This is a genomic window from Flavobacterium sp. WC2421, from assembly GCF_040822115.1.
In the GTDB taxonomy this organism is placed as follows: Bacteria; Bacteroidota; Bacteroidia; order Flavobacteriales; family Flavobacteriaceae; genus Flavobacterium.
In genome coordinates, this window is sequence record NZ_CP162004.1 from 3,795,423 (window position 1) to 3,816,660 (window position 21,238).

Consider the following 21,238-nt stretch of genomic DNA (forward strand, 5'->3'; position numbering starts at 1 on the left):
CAAAATATATTTTTTACGCATTAATTTATTGCTTGCATATATGCAAACTTATCGTTATTTTTAGGAATTGAACCATGCCGTTATGATAGAAATAGACATCGAAAAAGAAAATAAAGCAATTGCTCAAGAATATAAAGAATTACTTCGCATCAGTTACCAAACCTTAACTCCCGAAGATAAAAAACTAATTCGAAAAGCGTTTGATGTTGCTGTAGAAGCGCATAAAGACCAGCGTAGAAAATCTGGTGAAGCTTATATATTTCATCCTATTGCTGTTGCAAAAATTGTTGCTTCTGAAATAGGTTTGGGAGCTACTTCTATAGCCGCTGCATTGATGCATGATGTTGTTGAGGATACTCCAACTACAGTAAAGGATATTGAACGTATGTTCAATCCTAAAGTGGCGCAGCTTGTAGAAGGATTGACTAAAATTTCTTTGGTTCAAAAAGACATGAATGTGTCCATGCAGGCCGAGAATTTCCGTAAAATGTTATTGACGCTTAATGATGATGTACGTGTAATCCTTATAAAAATTGCCGATAGATTGCATAACATGCAAACTATGGAGTCAATGGAGAATTACAAACAAGTTAAAATTGCCTCCGAAACCTTATATATTTATGCTCCTCTCGCTCATCGTCTGGGTTTATACAATATTAAAACCAAACTAGAAGATTTAGGATTAAAATACACTGAACCAAGCGTTTATAACGATATCGTCAGCAAAATAAAAGAAACCAAAGAACAACAAGATGCTTATATCAAGGATATTTCGGATATTCTTAAAACAGCATTAGATGCTGAAGGAGTAGAATACATTATCAAAGGTCGACCAAAATCCATCTACTCTATCCGCAGAAAAATGAAAGCGCAAAACGTGAGTTTTGATGAAGTTTATGACAAATTTGCCCTTCGCATCGTTTATAAATCAAATCCACACGATGAAAAATTTCTAGCTTGGAAAATTTATTCAATCGTTACCGATCATTACAGGCCAAGTCCTAGCCGATTACGAGATTGGATTTCGTCTCCTAAATCAACGGGGTACGAAGCGCTACATATTACCGTCATGGGACCCAAAGGACGTTGGGTAGAGATTCAAGTTCGCTCGGAACGTATGGATGAAATTGCCGAAAAAGGGTATGCTGCGCATTACAAATACAAAAATGGAGCTACTGAAGAAAGCGGATTGGATGTTTGGCTTAATCTATTAAAAGAAGCACTAGAAAATTCAGAAAGCAGTGCAGTAGATTTTGTCGAAGATTTCAAAATGAATTTGTACTCCAAAGAAATCTACATTTTTACGCCAAAAGGAGATATTAAATCGCTGCCAAAAGGCGCCACTTCACTTGACTTTGCTTTTAGTATTCACTCCGAAATAGGAATCAAAACCCGTGGAACTAGAGTCAACGGAAAATTAGTTCCTTTAAATTACGAGTTGAAAAGTGGTGATCAGGTTGAAATAATAACCTCTCCAAACCAGAAACCTACTATCAACTGGCTCGATTATGTGACCACTTCGAGAGCAAAAAATAAAATTAGAAATGTATTAAATGAGAATACAAAGAAAATTGCTGAAGATGGAAAAGAACTACTTACCAGAAAACTAAAACACCTTAAAGTAACACTAAACGAAGGTGTAGTCAATGAACTAGTAAACTTCTTCCACCTCAAAACGAGTTTGGATTTATTTTACAGAGTAGGTATCGGATCCATAGAGAACCAACAGTTGAAAGACTTTGCCGCTCAAAAAAGTAATACTTTAATAAATTTCTTTAAAAACAAAATCAAACGTTCCGGCAGTACTGCAGATGTTGATATTCACAAACCCATGTTGAATAGCAATTATGATATGCTTGTTTTCGGTAAAGAGCAAGACAAACTGGACTACAAACTATCTGCTTGTTGTAATCCTATTCCAGGAGATCAAGTTTTTGGTTTTGTAACTATTAATGAAGGAATAAAAGTCCACAAAAAAGATTGTCCTAATGCCATCGCTATGCAATCCAATTATGCCTACCGAATCATGCAAGCCAAATGGATTGATTCTTCACAGCAAGAGTTTAAAGCAATCCTTAATATTACAGGAATGGATACTTTGGGACTTACTAACGAATTAACAAAAGTAATCTCAAACAACATGAATGTAAACATTCAAAGTATCTCCCTTAGTGGTGATGCTGGTTTATTTAAAGGGCAAGTTATTGTTATTGTTCAAAACATCACCATCTTGAAAAAACTGATTGACAATATTAAAAAAATTGATGGAGTTGACAAAGTATCAAGAGTATATCAAAAATAATTAACCTGTGAATTTTTGTATTAAAAACAGAATATTGTTGTGGATAGATTGTCAAAATTGGCATTTATAAAAACTGTTTTTGTTTCAAAACTCACAAAATTATCCCCTTATACTTATTTAAACTTGAAAACTATTAAAATAAAAAATTATCTTTGCCAGATATGACACTCATTTCCACAAATAATAACAAAAACCAAGAAATTGTAAAAAATGTTTTTACAATGTATCTTGAGCAAAAAGGACATAGAAAAACACCTGAACGTTACTCTATTCTTCAGGAAATTTACGAAAGTGAAGAACATTTTGATATAGAAAATCTGTATATCAAAATGAAAAACAAAAACTATCGTGTGAGTAGGGCCACTTTATACAACACAATTGAATTGTTATTAGACTGTGCTCTAGTACGTAAACATCAGTTTGGTCAAAATCAAGCACATTACGAGAAGTCCTATTTCGACAAACAACACGATCACATCATCATGACAGATACTGGTGAAGTAATTGAGTTTTGTGACCCTAGAATACAAAGCATAAAAAAAACGATTGAAGAAATATTTGATATTGAAATTACCAATCACTCTTTGTATTTATACGGTGTTAAGAAAAAATCAAAACCCGATAGTGCGGTTGAAGAATAACAAAAAAGAACAAAAAGTTAAAAAATATTATAGCAGAAATTAATCAGTACGGACGACATAAAAGTGGTCTCAACAACAAATAATAATTAGAATGACTGTAGATTTATTACTAGGATTACAATGGGGAGATGAAGGAAAAGGAAAGATAGTTGACGTTCTTACCTCAAAATACGATATTATTGCTCGTTTTCAAGGTGGCCCAAACGCTGGACATACTTTAGAATTTGACGGAATAAAACACGTGCTTAGAACTATTCCTTCTGGAATTTTTCATGGTAATAACATGAATATCATTGGTAATGGTGTTGTAATTGACCCAGTTGTTTTTAAAGGAGAAATTGATGGTTTGGCTAAATTTAATTTGGATATCAAATCGAAATTAATCATTTCAAGAAAAGCACATTTAATTTTACCAACGCACCGTTTACTGGATGCTGCTTCTGAAGCTTCAAAAGGAAAAGCAAAAATTGGTTCTACTCTTAAAGGAATTGGACCAACTTACATGGACAAAACTGGTAGAAACGGTATTCGTGTTGGAGATATTGAACTAGAAGATTTCGCAGCACGTTATAGAGCTTTAGCTGACAAGCATGAAGCAATGATTGCCTTTTATGATGTAAATATTCAATACAACTTAGAAGAACTAGAAAAAGAATTTTTTGAATCAATCGAAGATTTAAAAAAATTAGATTTTATTGATAGCGAAGAATACTTACACCAAGCTCAAAAAGCGGGTAAATCAATTTTATGTGAAGGAGCTCAAGGTTCGTTGCTAGATGTTGATTTCGGAACGTATCCGTTTGTAACTTCTTCTAATACAACTGCAGCAGGTGCCTGTACAGGATTAGGAATTGCTCCTAACAAAATTAAAGAAGTATTCGGAATTTTTAAAGCATATGTAACTCGTGTAGGTAGCGGACCATTCCCTACTGAACTTTTTGACGAAGACGGTACTACAATGGCACGCGTAGGAAATGAATTTGGATCTGTAACAGGAAGACAAAGACGTTGCGGATGGTTAGACTTAGTAGCATTAAAATATGCTGTTCAAGTTAATGGTGTAACACAATTGATAATGATGAAAGGAGATGTTCTTTCTGGATTCGAAACTTTGAAAGTGTGTACAGACTACAATTATAAAGGTCAAAAAATTGCGCATTTCCCTTATAACATTGAGCCAGAAAATGTAACTCCAGTTTACAAAGAGTTCAAAGGATGGAAAGCGGATTTGACTGGTATGACAACATACGATGAATTACCAATCGAACTAAAAGAATATATCGAATATATCGAACAAGAAGTGGAAGTTCCTATAAAAATTGTTTCTGTAGGACCAGACAGAAAGCAAACGATATTAAAATAAATTAATTAACGTCCCGATATATCGGGGCGTTTTTTTTTATAAAAAATGTATTTTTACCCTTCAAAATAGAGATTTGTAAAAAATATAATTTTATGACACAGGCTACAAACAATATTTTCTCTTCGCTCCTTTTTCTGTTTTTGATTATTTTTTCTTCTTGCAAGAAAGAAGATTTACCTATTTCAAATGCGAGTAATTTAGCCTACTCTGTTACGGGTTCAAAAATTATATACAAAGCAAAACCCGTTCAACTCATTGGAGCCAATGCCTTTCATGTATTTAGTGTAGGCAGTCAAGACATGAACAGTTGGAATCTTGATATAGTGAGGGAATTCATTGGAAATGTTATAGAAACTCCAATCACAGCTGGTCCTATACAATCTACTAACGGATCGTACCTCTATTCATTGCAACGTATCGTAGATGACAATCGCATCAACGGTAAAATCACAATCCTTTGTGCTTTTGGTTGGGATGGAAACAGTCCAACTGAATTTACTGGAAAAAAACCCACGCAAACTTTCTGGTGGAATGATTATAAAGCGAAGTTAGCACAATGGGCGGTTCAGTTTAAGTACCAACCTGATGTTTGGATTGAAGTATGGAACGAACCCTATCAATATGATAGAGGCGATGGATATACCGATACGCTATGGATGAACGACATGAATGAATTGACATCGATAATAAGAAACACTGGAAATCCAAATATAATCCTAATCCCATGTGCCGAACAAGGCCAAGACGAGAGCGTTTTATTAAATAAAGCAACTGAATTCTTGGTCAACAAATCAAATATTTTATTTGACATTCATGCCTACGAAAAATGGCTTTTAGATACTCCAAATTCAATTAATTCCCGCTTAAGCCAGTTACAAAATAAAAAAATACCAATTATCTTTGGAGAAACGGCTCCCATGAATGCTGGCGTTCTAATGAATCCAAAATCCTTTTTAGACATCCTTTCTACCCGTGGAATTTCGGTTTGTGCTTGGGTTTGGAAAAAAGATGGTACTGATCATGATGCATTATTAACTGCTTCAGGTCTTCCAAATGACACTAACAATAATAATTGGGGAAGTACATTTAAAAATCTTAGTTTAACTCCTAGAAATCCTTAATTTTAACACTCAAAAATCAATATACATCACATGCAAAACCCTGAAATAAAAATCAAACAAACTGACCTACTATCCGACAACTGGTACATTCTAAACAGAGTCACTTTTGATTATCAAAAAAAAGATGATTCTTGGATTACTCAAAAAAGAGAAGTCTATGACCGAGGTAACGGTGCCGGTATTTTACTTTATAATTCTAAAGAAAAAAAAGTAATCCTAACTCGTCAATTTCGATTACCTACTTACCTTAACGGAAATCAAAGCGGAATGATGATTGAAGTTTGTGCCGGACTTTTGGATGCCGATCATCCAGAACAATGCATCATTAGAGAAACTGAAGAAGAAACGGGTTATCGCCTAACAACCGTTCATAAAGTAATGGAAACCTATATGTCTCCTGGTGCCGTAACTGAAATTTTATATCTTTTTGTAGGTGAATATGATGAATCCATGAAAGTAAGTGATGGTGGCGGAGTAGCACATGAAGAAGAAAATATTGATGTATTAGAAATGTCCTATGACGAAGCATATGCTATGATTGATAACGGACAAATAAAAGATGCCAAAACAATTATGCTCTTACAATATGCGAAAATACACAATCTTGTTTGATATAAAATACATCCTTAAAAAATGAATAATCAAACAAAAGGCGTTTTATTTGCCTTGACTGCAACTTTACTTTGGTCTGTAAATATGGTTATTGCCAGTGGTATAAAAGGGCATATTCCACCTGTAGGATTGGCGTTTTGGCGATGGACAATTGCTTGTGTGGCTTTGGCTCCTTTTGCGTTAAAGAGCACCATAAAACACAAAACTATTTTACTACACAATAAAGGATATCTGGTTGTAACAGCTATTTTAGGAATTACCATTTTCAATACGTTGATTTACTTCGCTGGCAAAACCACCTCGGCAGTCAATTTGTCTTTGATCGCAATTTCGATTCCGTTATTTATTGTTGTCTTATCCCGAATTGCCTTTAAAGAAAAAGTGGCTGCCATACGGATTCTGGGTATTGCAACCATTATTACAGGTGTTTTAGTACTAATAACCAAAGGATCTTTACAAGCATTACTGGAAATAAATTTTACAATTGGTGATTTATTAATGCTACTTGCTTGTTTTTTCTTTGCGAGTTACACTATTTTGGTACGGCTCAAACCCAAAGAAATTCCGTCAAATGTATTTTTATTTACCGTCTTTGTTATAGGAACTATGCTATTATTGCCTTTTTACTTATGGGAACATTTCTATTATAAAAAAGTTGTTTTTGATGCTACCACAATTTATGCTACAACTTATGTTGGGATATTCGCTTCATTGATTTCCTATTACTTATGGAATGAAGCCATTCGGTTAATAGGAACCAATAAAACAGCATTGATTTATTATTTAATCCCTGTTTTTAGTGGAATATTAGCTTACTTTTTTCTAGATCAAGCTATCATTTTAACTCAAATAATAAGTATGGGAATTATTATTACGGGGCTATTATTGACTAATAAAAAAGGGTAATTTTAAGAATTGGAATAAAACAATTTAATTTCTTTGCAAACGCTACGATTTTTCTACCTATTTAAGTAGGTACTCGTCACATATAAACACCCGAGTATTGACAATAAGCGAGAGCTATAGTACCTCTTTTTATTTTGTTTGGCGATATAGTTTAGTGTGATAGCTTCGTTCCTCGCTATGACTTTCTTTGTGAAATCGTATTGTTTTCTCAGTTTGCGTTAAAAGACGGGATAGTTCACCCCGTTCAGTCATTGCGAGGAACGAAGCAATCTCATTCCGTTTTTCCGTCCTGAAAATTCAAAATTTGATAGCGTATTTTTAAACCATGGCAATTATCAATTCCAATTCACTTTCAGAGTTTAATTGTCCAAACTCTTTGTGTTCACGGATTGAATCAGTTCTTTGAAACAATGTACTCCACTATAGCTTGTGAATGTATTTTAGTTGTGTCAAAAATTGGAATAGTAAAATCGTCTTGACTTATCAACAACGGTATCTCAGTACAACCTAAAATAATGCATTCTGCTCCGTCCTCAACTAATTCATTTACAATTGAAATGTATTTTTTCTTTGTTTCTGGATTTACAAATCCAACTCCTAATTCTTCTTTGACTGTCTGTTGAATATAATCTCTAGTTTCTTGTTTTTTGGGTGTCAATACTTCAAGCCCAAACTCTTCCAGTTTTTCTCTATAAAAGTCCATTTCCATTGTGAACTTTGTTCCCAGTAGTCCCACTTTTTTAAATCCACACTTGTTAATCGCTTTTGCTGTTTCTGCTCCAATATGAATGATAGGTAAATTGATTGTCTCTTGTAATTTGTCGGCAAAAAGATGTGCCGTATTTGCACACAAAACAATACTATCAACCCCATTTTTCTTTAGACTTTGACAAGCATTCAGCAAAAGTTCAAATGAGTTTTCCCAACTGACCGCTTGAATGTCTCCAAAATTTAAAGAGTAGATAATACATTCCGCAAAGTTTAATCCACCTAATTCAGCATTGACTCCTTCGTTGATGAATTTGTAATAATCCATGGTCGAAACCCAACTAATTCCGCCTACTAAACCTACTTTATTCATATCCTTTTTGTTTATTACACTTTTGCCAACTTATTTCAGGACGATAGCGTATCGATTTTATAAGTGGTCCAAAAAACATTTTGTTTCGGTTATCCGCGTTGCAAACGCTATTATTTTTTTTTCTAATTTAAGTAGGTCCTCGTCATAGACGAGAACCAGATGATTTGCTACATCATCTTAAATACAAAACCAATTTCAAATTAAGCCTAAAACCCAAATTGCTTGTAGCGTGTGTTAGCAAACGTATCTTTATATTGAGCCAGTTTGTTCAACTTTTTCTAATTTCCATTTCCCATTTTCTTTTTCAATAGAAACTTCATAATTGGCTCCACATTTAGTTCCGCAACCATATAATACTTTTAAAGTTCCTTTTTCTTTTGTCGAGTTGAACTTAATAGGATAAAAATAGAGAGCACCAGCAAATTCAAAATCATATTTTGTTTCCCATATTTCATCATTAGTATTTCTGGGGAATTCGGAAATACTTTTAAATTCAAACTTGCGATTGTTATATTTCTTTAAGTCTAATTTATATTTTTCAATATCTATTGCTAATACAATTCTTGTTGTATCTTTTTCAAGTAATACTTTTCTAGCTTCAATACTTATCAAATCAGGAAACTTAAAATACAACCTTCCGTCTTGATATGTAGAATCTACTATTTCTGTAAAGACTTCAGAAAAAACTTCACTTTCAAAATCGTAGAAATTTTTTTTCTGCACTTCTTTCTTTTTACAACTAAAAAAGAAAAAAGTGAGTAAGATTAGAAATATGATTTTTGCAGTTTTCATCTCGATATGTTTGCCAACGTTCCCTTGCTACAAGTGGTTTGGGGTTAAATTAAGCCTTATTTTCGGATTTGCTACATCATCCCAAATACAAAACCAACTTTCCATTAAGCCAAATACCCAAATTACTTGTAGCGTGTGTTGTGTGCTGTGTTTTTTAGTGTTCAGTGTATCTAATTCTTTTTCTAATATAATTCATTAGTTTTTCTTCATTATTCAATTCGTTTTTATTCCAAATCGTAATTTCCTTTGCATTATCTAAAGATTTTAGGTTTATATTACCAAAAAACAGAAACAGTATTTTAATTTTTAATTTTCGTTTTCTATTTATGAATTGTGAACGATTTAAATTGCCAAATATATCTTCATACTTCATAAAAACTACAATTAGGTAAACAATTGGAATAAAGAATAGAGTAAAAAGCGGTGAAAATAAAAAGGATTTTAAATTAGAAATTGATATTAAATCTTTTCCATTAGTAATTACTTTGTAAACTACATAGATTAAAATTGAAATCCCAACAATTGAAAGTAAAGAATTCAAAAATTTAGAAACCGCTAAATAGCCTTCTTTCTGTTTATTGTAGTCTGCATAAAAGTATAATAATGAAATAAAAGTTACAGTTGGAATTAAAATCAATTCGCCAATTAATGAAAAATTAAAAAAACCAATCAGAAATTCAGAAAACAATGTAATTGAAAACAACTTTAAAATTACAACTTTAAAATCTTTGAAATTTTTTAAACTTGTAACGTTAAAAACCATTACTAATGCAGTTGTTAAAAACCAAAATATAAAATCTTTATAAAGTGATATTTCCCAAATTCCATTTCTGTTCAAGTACGAAATTATGAAGTAAAAATAAATTGCGATTATAAAATATATTGCGACAAAATATTTGTTGAATAACATTTTTAGAAGATTTCCGATTTGTTTTAAATCTTTTCTTTGGCTAAAAATTAGAATAATTATACAAATTATAGACCACGTAACAATTGAAATTTCTCTATTTGAAAAAGATTGCAAAAATTCATTCATTTATTTTTCAATTAATTTATTTCGTTTCGTTTTCCGGTCTTTTTTGGCAACATAGCACACAACGTTCTGGTACTACAGCGGGTTTGGGACTAAATTAAGCCCATTATTCGGATTTGCCAAATCATCCCAAATACAAAACCATCTTTCCATTAAGCCCAATACCCAAATCCGTTGTAGTGGCTGTTGGCAGTAGTATGTTTATTTATATTTTTTGTTAAGTTCTATTTTTGTAGGTTCAAATTCTGTATTAAAAACTAAATATTTATCATAATCAAAAGTTATTTTTTTTGTTACTTCATCAAAAGTATCAAAATCAATTTCATTTATTTTATCTTTTTTTAGACTTCTTAATGGGTTTGTTTGTATTTCAGAACTTGGATGATACATAAACAAGCAAAAATCTTTTGAAAGAGACAGATAAATTTCAGATTCGATAGGAATCAACACTCCGTATTTTCCTTGAGTGTCTAAATGAACTGGACTATCTGTTGTTAGCCAACCTATATTGTTAAAATCTTTTATGAATACTTTATTGAAATGTTTAAATACATTAGCTAGATAATGCATAATTGTTTCCAATATAATATTTAATTGATTTTCTTTTTCGAAATAATTTAAAACAAATTCTATGTCTTTTTTATCGTTTGAAAAATGACTTATTTCTGAAATAAATTTTTCCCGAGTTAGATTATCTGTTAAAAGTCCATTTATGAAATTTCTAAATGGATTAGTTCGGCACAATATGTTTGCAACAAAAAAATAAAGAAATTTTGTGTCTTTGGAGTTTAATTGCTTTTGATTATGAAGATTTGAAATGAGTATATTGTAATGATTCTCTATTTGATTACTCATATTCTCAAAACCTCTTCTTATTTCAAAATCTTCAAATGGCAAATCAAATATATTAGTTTCGATTGTAAAATCATTTACTCTAATATTTTCCGTTTCTGTTTTACCTATTTCTAGTATTGAAAGCCAAAATTCTTCATTTTTTTTATAACCAAAATGCTTCAAGTAAACTTGAGAAACTTTATGTTGTTTTTGATTTTCAGGCTCTTCTTTTTTCATATTACTGCCAACTAGTATATAAGCGAAACAAAACTTCGTATATACCCCAAAATTTGGGTAGATTGGCGAAGGTTTGTTTCGCTTTACCTACTCTCAAATATATAACTTATTCTTTAGAAAGTTTGTAAAGTAGTTATAGAAACAAAAACGGTCTGCCTAGCCCTGATGGAAATGAAAATCCCGAGCCCTTGCGAAGCTAAAGGGTGAGGATTGTAATGTACAGCAGGACTGAAAGTGGTTTTGGAAAAGAATCGTTATGCTCCTAAAAAATCAAGCGCATAAAAAAGGGAACTCCAGTAGAATTCCCTTTTTTGCCTTTCATTAATTCCTATTTATTAGGTTGTGGTGTCATCCTTAAATAGTATTTTATTCTTTCGAATCCTTTAGGGAATTTAGCAGGAATGTCTTCGTCTTTTATGGCGGGAGAAATCACTACGTCTTGACCATCTTTCCAGTTGGCCGGAGTAGCTACACTATAATGGGATGTCAACTGCAGGCTATCAATTACACGTAGTATTTCGTCAAAATTCCTTCCTGTCGACGCAGGATAAGTAAGTATCAATTTTATTTTTTTATCAGGTGCAATTATAAAAACGGAACGAACGGTGAAGGTATCGTTTGCATTGGGATGAATCATGTCATACAAATTAGCGACTTCTTTACTTTCATCAGCTATGATAGGATATTGTAAAGTCACATTTTGAACTTCTTCAATGTCTTTAATCCATTTTAGGTGCGATTCGAGTCCATCCACACTTAATGCAATGACTTTGGTATTTCGCTTGACAAATTCTGGATAATAATTAGCCACCGTTCCTAATTCGGTAGTACAAACGGGAGTAAAATCAGCAGGATGTGAGAATAAAACGCCCCAAGAATCGCCTAACCATTCATGAAAATGTATTTTTCCTAATGTTGTTTCTGCAGTAAAATCTGGAGCTATATCTCCTAATCGCAATGTTGCCATGAGTTTTTGTTTTAAATTTATTTAAAATTAGTCAAAAAGTCCCACAAGACACACAACCAACATCATAAATAAAACAAAAATGTTCTAGAAACACTGGTAATGAAACCTAAAAGATAAAGTGAATGGCGTTTTTAAAACCATTGCAAAATAAAGTACCAAAAAACCAAGCTGATAAAAGAGATTGGTATTCCATAACCAATCATCATACTGCTTAATCGGGGTTTTAGACCGTGAGTAGCAGCTAATATACTTCCTGTAATCATAGGCGCCATTGCTGCCTCCATAATAGAAACATCAATCATTTTAGAATGTTGGCCCAAAACGATTACATATAAAAAATAAATTAGCGCAGGTGTCAATAGCAATTTATATAAAAGACCCAGTCCTAAAAATTTCCAGTGCTGACTTCTACTCTCAAATCGCAACTGTAATCCTACTGAAACTAATGCTAATGGAGTAACTGCACTTCCTGTTTTTTGTAAAATAAACTGTATCCATTCTAGAAAATCATATCCAAATACATTCATGAAACAAGCAAAGAGAAATGTAATAAATGGCGGAAAAAACATAATTTTTTTTACAATTTGACCACTGCTTTGTTCCCCTTTTGAATATAAGGTTGCCACTAGAATCCCTAAGGTAGAAAGTACCACAAAAGTGCCCGGCTGATCGACTAATATGGCCGTTTTCATTCCGTCAGCTCCATATAAAGCTTGAATGATTGGAAATCCTAAAAAGGAGGTGTTTCCTAGTCCCGATGTTATAATTAAACAACCAGTCAATTTTTTGGACCACTTATATTTCTTTCCTAAAAAACGAAAAAACACAAACGAAAATCCAAATGTAATCCATGCGACTCCAATGGGAAATAACAATTGATTATTCCAGTGGATTTTTGGAATAAAATACAAGGCCAAAGCGGGAAGACAAATGTAAATAACAATCTTGTTTAACAACTTATAACTATCTGTAGGAAAACATTTTACCCGTTGTAAAACAAGACCGATGAATAAGTATATAAAAATGAGAAGAATATTGATCATAGCGCAACAAATATATTCACTAATTTATATAGTAGCTAGAATAAAAAACAAAATTATTAAAGAAGCTTCAAAAATTTTTACTGCATACTTTTTTAAATACTATTGCTCTTTTCTTATCCATAAAAAATTTAATTAATTCCAATAATTCCCGTTTAAGTATTAATTTTACGGAAAACGATTTAAAATTTTGGAAAACGACAACATAAAACATTCTGCTCTTAACGAAAAAGCTGGAATTTCACCTCCAGAATTTATCAGCTCAACTGTTGTAAAAAAAATTCAGAAATTCAGAAAAATACAACCTTCTGCCGAGGAATTAGTTGGTGGCATTTTATTGGGCAACATAACTGATTTAAGTCGGGCCATTACTTTAGTCGAAAGCTTAAATCCCGATCATTTGATAAAAGCGAATGAAGTGATCAATGCCTGCTTACCGCATGCCAATAAATCAGTTAGAATAGGAATCACTGGTGTTCCAGGTGTGGGAAAAAGTACTTTTATAGAAGCTTTTGGAAAATACTTAACGGGAATAGGCAAGAAAGTCGCTGTTCTAGCTGTCGATCCTAGTAGTTCTATTTCTCACGGAAGTATTCTTGGGGACAAAACCCGAATGGAAGAATTAGTAAAAGATAAAAATGCCTACATACGTCCCTCCGCTTCTGGAGATACATTAGGCGGCGTAGCACGAAAAACAAGGGAAACCATTACCCTTTGTGAAGCTTGCGGTTTTGATACTATTATTATTGAAACAGTAGGTGTAGGTCAGAGTGAGACCGCTGTTCACAGCATGGTTGATTTCTTTTTACTGCTAAAAATTGCAGGTGCTGGTGATGAGTTACAAGGTATTAAACGTGGTATAATGGAAATGGCCGATGCTATCGTTATCAATAAAGCAGATGGAGATAACATCAGAAAAGCAAAACTGGCAAAAACAGAATTCAATCGTGCTTTGCATCTTTTCCCTGCCAAAAAATCAGGATGGACGCCTACAACCGCTACCTGTAGTGCGATTACTCAAGATGGTATATCAGATGTTTGGGAGACTATTTCTACCTTTCTTGAGTTGACAAAAGACAATGATTATTTCTATACAAAACGAGCTGAGCAAAACGAATATTGGCTGATGGAAACCATCAATGAGCAGCTAAAATCTAATTTTCACAATGATCCAGAAATTCAAAAATTATTGGATTCTACTAAAAAAGCGGTGCAAAATGATGAAATTTCACCCTTTGCAGCCGCTCAGTTATTATTAAAAACGTATTTTAAAAAATAAAATTATTCTTTTTCGTAACGCTCCATTTCTCTGTCATAAAAAGCATTCGCCTGTTCTATCAAGCCTTCCATTTCTGAGTTCAATTCAGATTCATCTAGATCTTCTGCTTCTTCCATGAACTCCACTTCATCATCTTTTAGATTAATGATAAATCTAGGGTAATCCATATGAATGATAAAAATATCATCTGGAAAATCAGTATTGTCGCCTAGTAAAAATTTTGGTAATTCCATTTTTTAATATTTGTTGATTGATGTGTTTATCCTGTCTATTATAATCGTTTAAACGAATGAACAAATAACCGAATAAACTTTTAAAAAATCTATTTGTCAGAAAGAATTATTGGAGCACCGCCTTTACCATTCATGAAAATAATTTTCGTATTGGGTGAAGCTGCTAATTCTTTTTGGGCTTTAATCGTTTCGTATTGCAATTGCTTATCGGTTAATCCCGTTGAAATTATTTTTTGATAATCAGCGATACCTTGTGCTTCCACCCTTTTACGCTCTGCTTCTTGTTTTTCTTTTTGCAAAACAAATTGCATCTTTTGCGCATCTTGTTCTGCATTAATTTTACTTTCAATAGTTGTTTTAACAGATGCAGGAAGATTTATATTTCGAATCAATAATTGCTCTAAAATAAGTCCTCTACTTTTAAAATCAGCTTCAATACTTTTAAAAATTCGATCTTGAAATTCATTTCTTTTAGTTGAATATAAAGCTATTGCATCATAATAAACAGCATTGTCACGAATACGAGTACGAGTAACAGGTCTAACGATTTTATCAGAATAATTTACTCCAATTTGTTTAAAAATCTTAGGAGCATCTACTGAAGATACGCGGTATAACACCGTCAAATCAATTACTACTTCCAATCCATCATTAGATAATACACGAATAGCATCATCACCAACTTGAGCACCTTCGCCATGCTCTGCTGACATAGTATAATTTTGTGTTTGAATATCAAATTCAGTGATATCCAAAAGTGGATTAATTAAATGCAAACCACTCTCTAAAATATCCGGTTCTACATTACCATATAGTGATTTCACACCTACTTTTCCAGCATCAATTTGCTTGAAAGCAGAAGAGAAAAAGCCTATAATAATTATTAAAACTCCAATAATCTTAAGAAGGTTAGCAAATTTAGAAAATGGACTATGGTCATTTTTTAAAGTAAAACTCATAACCACTAAGATGATACCCAGAATAATAAATACAATCATTTTTTAAATTTTTAGTTGCCTAGATAAGACGATCAAATGAATAAGAAGTTACACAGAATAATTATACTAAATTCAATGGTTTTCCAAAACCAATTTTTTAGTCAATCTAGTAAAGCGAATATACAAAAATAAAGCAGCAGTTGATAATCCTGCGAGAAGTCCTATCCAAATTCCAGTTGCTTTTAATTCAGTATATAAGCCTAAATAAATGGATATCGGAAACCCAACCACCCAATAAGCTACAAAAGTGATGTACATAGGCACTTTTACATCCTGCAATCCTCTTAATGCGCCTAATACAACTACTTGGATTCCATCGGAAATTTGAAAAACGGCGGCAACTAATAATAATTGAGCAGCAATAGTTACGACCTCCGTATTTACGGCTAAATCTTCCATATTTTTCATATCAACAAATAAAGCTGGTAAATAAGAATGAAAAATTACAAATAAAGCGGCAAAAAATGTTTCTAATACAATTGCTAATAAAAAGATAGAAAAGGCAACGATACGAAGTTGCTTATAATCAGCAAGTCCTTTTTGATTCCCTACACGAATCGTGGCTGCTACACTTAATCCCATAGCAAACATAAAAGTAAAAGTAGCCAAACTTAATGCGATTTGGTTGGCTGCCTGATTGATTATTCCTAAACGTCCAGAAAGCCAAATGGCTCCTGTAAACAAACCTACTTCAAAAAACATTTGCATAGCTGAAGGCGCTCCCAATCGGATGATTTTCATATTCACCTCCTTTTTTATATTCTTCAAAGAAAAATTCTCGAAAAAAGGATGAAACTTTTCCTTTTTTTGCATCATATAATGCATATATCCCAACATTACAAAACGGGAAGCTATCGTTCCTATAGCTGCGCCAACAATTCCCAACTCTGGAAAAATCCAAATACCATATATAAACAGATAATTTAAAACCACATTCACTACATTCCCTAAAATAGTAGCCCACATCGAATATTTGGTTTCACTCATCCCATCAGCAAATTGCTTGTATCCTTGAAATATGATTAACGGGATTAATGAAAAAGCGACAATGTCTAAATAAGGTTTAGCCAACTCGACTACGTTTTCTGGTTGTCCCATGAAACCTATTAATGGTTTAGAAAAGAAAATAAGTCCAAAAAGAAACACGCCTAAAAAAGAACACAAATACAAACCATGATGAAAAGCACTTCGCCCTTCTAAAATGTTTTTTTTGCCGTCAGCTTGTGCAGCCAAAGGGGTAATTGCTGTAGAAAATCCAATCCCCAAAGACATGGCTATAAATACAAAACTATTCCCTAGAGAAACTGCGGCCAATTCAGTTGGGCCTAGTTTACCCACCATTATATTATCTACTATCCCAACAACAGTATGCCCTAACATTCCCAAAATTATAGGATAGGCCAATCTTAAATTATAGGAAAACTCTTTTGTATAACTAGCTAAATTCAATTTTTATTTTTTTTTAGAAGCAAATATAATTAGAAGCATTTGATTGTTCTTGTATAAATCAATTTATAGCTGAAAAATTTTAAGATTTTTTTAAGGATTCAGATATTATGTAACAAAATCAAATAATTCTATAACATTTCAGGAGGGTCTCAGATATAAATTTGCACCAGTCATCAACACAAAATAAATATATAAGATGGCTTTAAAATTTAATAATATAAAACTCAAAATTATGAAACCTACACAAAAAATTAAAATTTTATTCGTATTTGCAGTCTCGACACTATTTGCAAGTAACGTTCAAGCCCAAGAAAAAACTGAAACTCCAAATTATGATCAAGGATTCCGTTTAGGAGTTGGTTTAAATGCAGGATATGCAACTCAAGACCCATACAAATTGGCTTTAGGAGCTGATGCTAGATTACAATATGATCTATCAAAAATCTACTCTTTGACATTAACTACCGGATACACTAATTTATTTGTAAGCAAAGCAGATACATTCCCAGGTCAAGTAGAAGGAAAAGATCTAGGAATAATTCCAGTAAAAGCAGGTTTTAAAGCATTCGTTTGGAAAGATCAATTTTATTTAATGGGAGAAGCAGGTGCTGCATTTGCAGTTAGTAACGTTGACAACACCAGAGATAAAACATCTTTATTATTGTCTCCAAGTATAGGATACGCTACTAAATACATTGATATATCTGTAAATTATACACATTATAACCATTTTGACCGTATTGACAGTAATGGTTCTATTGGCAGAGGAGTAGGACAAGTTGGTGTACGTTTAGCTTATGGTTTTAAACTATAAAATAGAATTGAATTAGTAAAAAAAATGCGCTGAAATTCAGCGCATTTTTTTTATTTATCATTTTTCAAAATGTCTTTATACATCTCAATATTAGCTTTTATTTTCTCGTCTAGTTCCGGCTCTTTAATATCCGTATGCTTCTGCATTTCTTCCCAGATAATTTTGGCAATTATATAGCGACACATTTCTTTATCATCAGCAGGCACGACATACCAAGGTGCGTTTTCAGTCGACGTATTATTTATTGCTTCCTCATAATAATGCATATAATCAGCCCAACGTTCTCTTTCTTTTAGGTCACCTGTAGAGAATTTCCAATTGTGTTTTTCTTCATCCAATCGACGCAACAAGCGCTGTCTTTGCTCTTCTTTACTCAAATTCAAAAAGAATTTCAGCACGATAATTCCATTTTGGGTAATGTGTTTTTCAAAATTCCTTATTTGCTCCATGCGATTTTCCCAAAATTCAGGCGTAATATCCTCTACCTTTTCGATTCCAGGAATATTTTCATTCATAATATATTCAGGATGCACTCGAGTGACCAAAACATTTTCATAATGGGTACGATTAAAAATGGCAAACTTTCCTTTCTCTGGCAAAGCTAGATAATGACGCCATAAATAATCATGCTCCAGCTCCGTCGAATTGGGCGTTTTAAAACTATGAACGATAACTCCTCGAGAATTGAATTCTTTAAAAACTTCGCGAATCAAACTGTCTTTTCCAGCAGTATCCATCCCTTGCAAACAAATCAAAACCCCGTAACGGTTGTGTGCATACATCACATCCTGCAACGCACTCAGCTTTTCCCGCACATTGTCTAATTTATCTTCTTTTTTATCATCATTTGCCCCAATATTCAAATTGGTCGCCATCTCAGCTAATTTTATGGCATTAACTACTTTAAAATCGTCGGGATTAATAGACTTCATAGGAAAAATTTTATCTTTATAGAATCAAATATAACAAATAATTAGGACTAATCCTGATGTATTTCAGGAGCTATTTCCGGCTATCCGTTGCAATCTTTCTAGTCCTGAACTTGTTTCAGGACTAGAAAGGATTTCCACTTCTATCCGGGCTAGGGCATCCGTTTTACAATTACAAACATGGGCAACTTTACACTCGAATTATTATTTCACATCATTGGCATTGGCTCAGCCTCAGGCCTTTTTTACAAAGAAAACAGCTTACTACTTATTGGCGACAATAGCGGATTCCTTTATGAATACCATCTGGATTCCAAGGCGTTAGAACAGCATCCATTGATACAAAACCCAACAGAAAATATTCCAAAAAGTGAGAAACCTGATTTTGAGTCCATAACTCATTTTCAAGATACTTTATATATTTTTGGTTCGGGTTCCACTTCAAAAAGAAACACGATGGTGGAATTTGATTTAAACAAAAAAAAGAAAATCAAAACCAACAATCTAGTTGATCTCTATGCCGTAATGCAAAGTTTTGGAGACATCAAACCCGAAGATTTTAATCTAGAAGGTGCCGTTTACGATGGTGACAATTGGTATCTATTCAATCGTGGGAATGGAGTTTCAAACAAAAACACACTCTTTACGCTGCACGCCAAAAAACTAACTGATGAATTCAGCTTACTTTCTAATGATTACAAATTGCCCAAAATAAAAGGAATTCGCTCTACTTTTACTGATGGTGTTTTGGTCAATGACAAACTTTACTTTTTAGCCACTGTCGAAGATACTCAATCCACTTATGACGATGGAGCCATTCTAGGCAGCTTCATAGGGCGCATTGATCTTGAAACCATGAAAATCGATTTTACCAAAAAAATAACTAGCATTAATAAATTTGAAGGCATAACTGTTTTCTCCAATTCCAAAGAGAAAATCGAATTCCTTCTCTGTGAAGACAAAGATACTGATGAGTTAAAAACAGCCATTTACAAATTGGTACTAGATTTAAAATAAGATGAGCGATAGTACAAAAACAGCCCAAAAATCAACGGTTATTGGTGGAATCGCATTTCTACTTTTTATCTTATTTACGACCACTTTTTTTCTTCCTTCCATAAGACAGTTAGGCATTGATTACAAAACTGCCTTCTTCATCTCTAGATTAATAATTTGGATTTGCTTGCTATTAACATTCCTATATGCCATGTATATAGAAAAGCAACCTTTTTTATTATGGAAAGAAAAAGAATACTCTTTTCCCTATTATTTAGCGTCCATAGCGGTAACGATGATCGTTTTAGTCTTTGTTGTATTTGTAGTTTCTATGGTATTAAAAACATTGGATTCGAATCTTGAAAGTAAAAAAATGAACGAAATCATACAGTTTTTCAAGAATAACACGCCATTAATCTGGTTTACATCCATAACTGCAGGAATTACCGAAGAATTACTCTTTCGAGGCTATCTAATCCCTAGATTGGAAATAATAGTAAAAAACACTTTCCTATCAGTCCTTATTTCTAGTATTTTATTTGGCCTTTTACATTTTAGCTATGGGACTTTAATACAAGTAATAGGACCGTTTTCTATTGGCTTAGTTTTAGCCTTGCATTATCAAAAATACAGGAACATTAAAATCGTAATCATTTGCCATTCCTTATGGGATCTAGCATCATTATTAGTAAATACATCCCATTAACCCTAACTTTAAGTATTTTTTCACATTGCCCATTCATTTAAAAAAACGGAATGGTTTAACTTTGCTCACAACATCTAAAATTGAATGAAATGACTGACTTAAAAAATAAAAATGCACTGATCACTGGTGCCGGAAAAGGAATAGGAAAAGCAATTACTTTGGCCTTAGCTAAGGAAGGCGTAAATGTAATATTACTTGCGAGAACGCAAGAAGAGATTGATAATGTTGCTGCTAAAGCGCGTTCTTTAAGAGTAAAAGCACTTGCCTTAACCGCTGATGTAGCCGATATTGATTCGGTAAATTCTGCCGTTGAAAAAGCTTTGGCCGAATTTGGAACTATTGACATCTTAATTAACAATGCTGGAATTGCAGCTTTTGGTAAATTCTTAGAACTAGAACCTACAGCTTGGGAACGCATCATTCAAGTCAACTTAATGGGAACCTACTATATGACTCGTGCTGTTTTACCTAATATGATCGAAAGACAAACGGGTGACATCATCAACATTTCATCGACTGCAGGATTAGCAGGAAACGCATTAACGAGTGCGTATAGCGCTTCTAAATTTGCTGTTTTGGGACTTACTGATTCTTTAATGCAGGAAGTTCGTAAGCACAATATTCGCGTAACCGCATTAATTCCAAGCACGGTTGCTACTGATATGGCCAAAGATTTAAAACTAACGGACGGAAATCCTGAAAAAGTAATGCAAGCCGAAGATATGGCTGAATTAATTATCGCCCAGTTAAAATTAAACCGACGCGTTTTCATTAAGAATAGTAGTATTTGGTCTACGAATCCTTAAAATTAGACGAAAGTCAAATGTTTTAAAATCGAAAGACTAATTAGTACTAAAAAACCATTAAGAGATTAAGTTTATTAAGCGCAACACCTAATAAACTTA

General features: G+C 33.0%; 21 protein-coding genes. 11 read left to right on the top strand and 10 right to left on the bottom strand.

All coding sequences use genetic code 11. The annotated features are described in order from the left end of the window. The first annotated feature begins 82 nt into the window (after window positions 1-82). From AB3G33_RS16150 to AB3G33_RS16175, 6 genes are all read left to right on the top strand, one after another. The gene (locus AB3G33_RS16150; RefSeq protein WP_367771576.1) at window positions 83-2,302 is read left to right on the top strand and encodes a bifunctional (p)ppGpp synthetase/guanosine-3',5'-bis(diphosphate) 3'-pyrophosphohydrolase; all 2,220 of its coding nucleotides are present in this window, start codon (window positions 83-85) and stop codon (window positions 2,300-2,302) included. A gap of 161 nt (window positions 2,303-2,463) precedes the next feature. Continuing rightward, window positions 2,464-2,943 (top strand): Fur family transcriptional regulator, encoded by a 480-nt coding sequence (locus tag AB3G33_RS16155; protein WP_367771579.1) that lies wholly within the window; start codon window positions 2,464-2,466, stop codon window positions 2,941-2,943. 91 nt (window positions 2,944-3,034) lie between these two features. Then, window positions 3,035-4,306, top strand: a complete 1,272-nt coding sequence (locus tag AB3G33_RS16160; protein WP_367754698.1) for an adenylosuccinate synthase — start codon at window positions 3,035-3,037, stop codon at window positions 4,304-4,306. A 92-nt stretch (window positions 4,307-4,398) separates the two neighbouring features. Then, window positions 4,399-5,427, top strand: a complete 1,029-nt coding sequence (locus AB3G33_RS16165) for a cellulase family glycosylhydrolase (protein ID WP_367771581.1) — start codon at window positions 4,399-4,401, stop codon at window positions 5,425-5,427. Window positions 5,428-5,457: 30 nt separating this feature from the next. Continuing rightward, entirely contained in the window at window positions 5,458-6,039 is a 582-nt protein-coding gene (locus tag AB3G33_RS16170; protein WP_367771583.1) for an NUDIX domain-containing protein, read from the top strand. Between the two features lie 21 nt (window positions 6,040-6,060). After that, window positions 6,061-6,945, top strand: a complete 885-nt coding sequence (locus tag AB3G33_RS16175) for a DMT family transporter (protein WP_367771586.1) — start codon at window positions 6,061-6,063, stop codon at window positions 6,943-6,945. Window positions 6,946-7,339: 394 nt separating this feature from the next. Here AB3G33_RS16175 and AB3G33_RS16180 read toward each other — a convergent pair whose 3' ends face one another. The 6 genes from AB3G33_RS16180 to AB3G33_RS16205 form a co-directional block, all read right to left on the bottom strand. Next, window positions 7,340-8,026, bottom strand: a complete 687-nt coding sequence (locus AB3G33_RS16180) for an aspartate/glutamate racemase family protein (protein ID WP_367771588.1) — start codon at window positions 8,024-8,026, stop codon at window positions 7,340-7,342. A gap of 249 nt (window positions 8,027-8,275) precedes the next feature. Then, window positions 8,276-8,818: a hypothetical protein gene (locus AB3G33_RS16185; protein ID WP_367771592.1), complete on the bottom strand. Its 543-nt coding sequence runs from the start codon at window positions 8,816-8,818 to the stop codon at window positions 8,276-8,278. Window positions 8,819-8,972: 154 nt separating this feature from the next. Continuing rightward, entirely contained in the window at window positions 8,973-9,521 is a 549-nt protein-coding gene (locus tag AB3G33_RS16190; protein ID WP_367771595.1) for a hypothetical protein, read from the bottom strand. A 531-nt stretch (window positions 9,522-10,052) separates the two neighbouring features. Continuing rightward, window positions 10,053-10,922, bottom strand: coding sequence for a DUF4238 domain-containing protein (locus AB3G33_RS16195; RefSeq protein ID WP_367771598.1), 870 nt, complete (start codon window positions 10,920-10,922; stop codon window positions 10,053-10,055). A 328-nt stretch (window positions 10,923-11,250) separates the two neighbouring features. Beyond that, window positions 11,251-11,889 (bottom strand): peroxiredoxin, encoded by a 639-nt coding sequence (locus AB3G33_RS16200; RefSeq protein WP_367771601.1) that lies wholly within the window; start codon window positions 11,887-11,889, stop codon window positions 11,251-11,253. A 131-nt stretch (window positions 11,890-12,020) separates the two neighbouring features. Then, the gene (locus tag AB3G33_RS16205) at window positions 12,021-12,932 is read right to left on the bottom strand and encodes an AEC family transporter (RefSeq protein WP_367771604.1); all 912 of its coding nucleotides are present in this window, start codon (window positions 12,930-12,932) and stop codon (window positions 12,021-12,023) included. Window positions 12,933-13,119: 187 nt separating this feature from the next. On the opposite strand from AB3G33_RS16205, the gene meaB reads away from it, so the two are divergent. Further along, window positions 13,120-14,208: a methylmalonyl Co-A mutase-associated GTPase MeaB gene (gene meaB / locus AB3G33_RS16210; protein WP_367771606.1), complete on the top strand. Its 1,089-nt coding sequence runs from the start codon at window positions 13,120-13,122 to the stop codon at window positions 14,206-14,208. A gap of 2 nt (window positions 14,209-14,210) precedes the next feature. Here meaB and AB3G33_RS16215 read toward each other — a convergent pair whose 3' ends face one another. The 3 genes from AB3G33_RS16215 to AB3G33_RS16225 form a co-directional block, all read right to left on the bottom strand. Next, the gene (locus AB3G33_RS16215) at window positions 14,211-14,441 is read right to left on the bottom strand and encodes a hypothetical protein (RefSeq protein WP_367754720.1); all 231 of its coding nucleotides are present in this window, start codon (window positions 14,439-14,441) and stop codon (window positions 14,211-14,213) included. Window positions 14,442-14,530: 89 nt separating this feature from the next. After that, window positions 14,531-15,439, bottom strand: a complete 909-nt coding sequence (locus tag AB3G33_RS16220; protein ID WP_367771608.1) for a prohibitin family protein — start codon at window positions 15,437-15,439, stop codon at window positions 14,531-14,533. A 72-nt stretch (window positions 15,440-15,511) separates the two neighbouring features. Then, a complete protein-coding gene (locus AB3G33_RS16225; protein WP_367771610.1) occupies window positions 15,512-16,888 on the bottom strand; it encodes an MATE family efflux transporter in 1,377 nt (458 codons plus the stop codon). A 232-nt stretch (window positions 16,889-17,120) separates the two neighbouring features. Here AB3G33_RS16225 and AB3G33_RS16230 point away from each other — a divergent pair, with 232 nt between their 5' ends. Further along, window positions 17,121-17,702, top strand: a complete 582-nt coding sequence (locus AB3G33_RS16230) for a hypothetical protein (protein WP_367771612.1) — start codon at window positions 17,121-17,123, stop codon at window positions 17,700-17,702. 50 nt (window positions 17,703-17,752) lie between these two features. Here the strand turns inward: AB3G33_RS16230 and AB3G33_RS16235 are convergent, their stop codons facing one another. Further along, window positions 17,753-18,634, bottom strand: coding sequence for a PPK2 family polyphosphate kinase (locus tag AB3G33_RS16235; RefSeq protein ID WP_367771615.1), 882 nt, complete (start codon window positions 18,632-18,634; stop codon window positions 17,753-17,755). Between the two features lie 177 nt (window positions 18,635-18,811). On the opposite strand from AB3G33_RS16235, the gene AB3G33_RS16240 reads away from it, so the two are divergent. The 3 genes from AB3G33_RS16240 to AB3G33_RS16250 all read left to right on the top strand — a co-directional run bounded on the left by AB3G33_RS16240 (window position 18,812) and on the right by AB3G33_RS16250 (window position 21,139). Beyond that, a complete protein-coding gene (locus tag AB3G33_RS16240) occupies window positions 18,812-19,648 on the top strand; it encodes a hypothetical protein (RefSeq protein WP_367771618.1) in 837 nt (278 codons plus the stop codon). A 1-nt stretch (window position 19,649) separates the two neighbouring features. Then, window positions 19,650-20,333: a lysostaphin resistance A-like protein gene (locus tag AB3G33_RS16245; RefSeq protein WP_367771621.1), complete on the top strand. Its 684-nt coding sequence runs from the start codon at window positions 19,650-19,652 to the stop codon at window positions 20,331-20,333. An 89-nt stretch (window positions 20,334-20,422) separates the two neighbouring features. Next, window positions 20,423-21,139 carry a 3-ketoacyl-ACP reductase gene (locus tag AB3G33_RS16250; RefSeq protein ID WP_367754733.1) on the top strand — a complete coding sequence of 239 codons (717 nt, stop codon included), beginning with the start codon at window positions 20,423-20,425 and terminating at the stop codon, window positions 21,137-21,139. The last annotated feature ends 99 nt before the right edge of the window (window positions 21,140-21,238 follow it).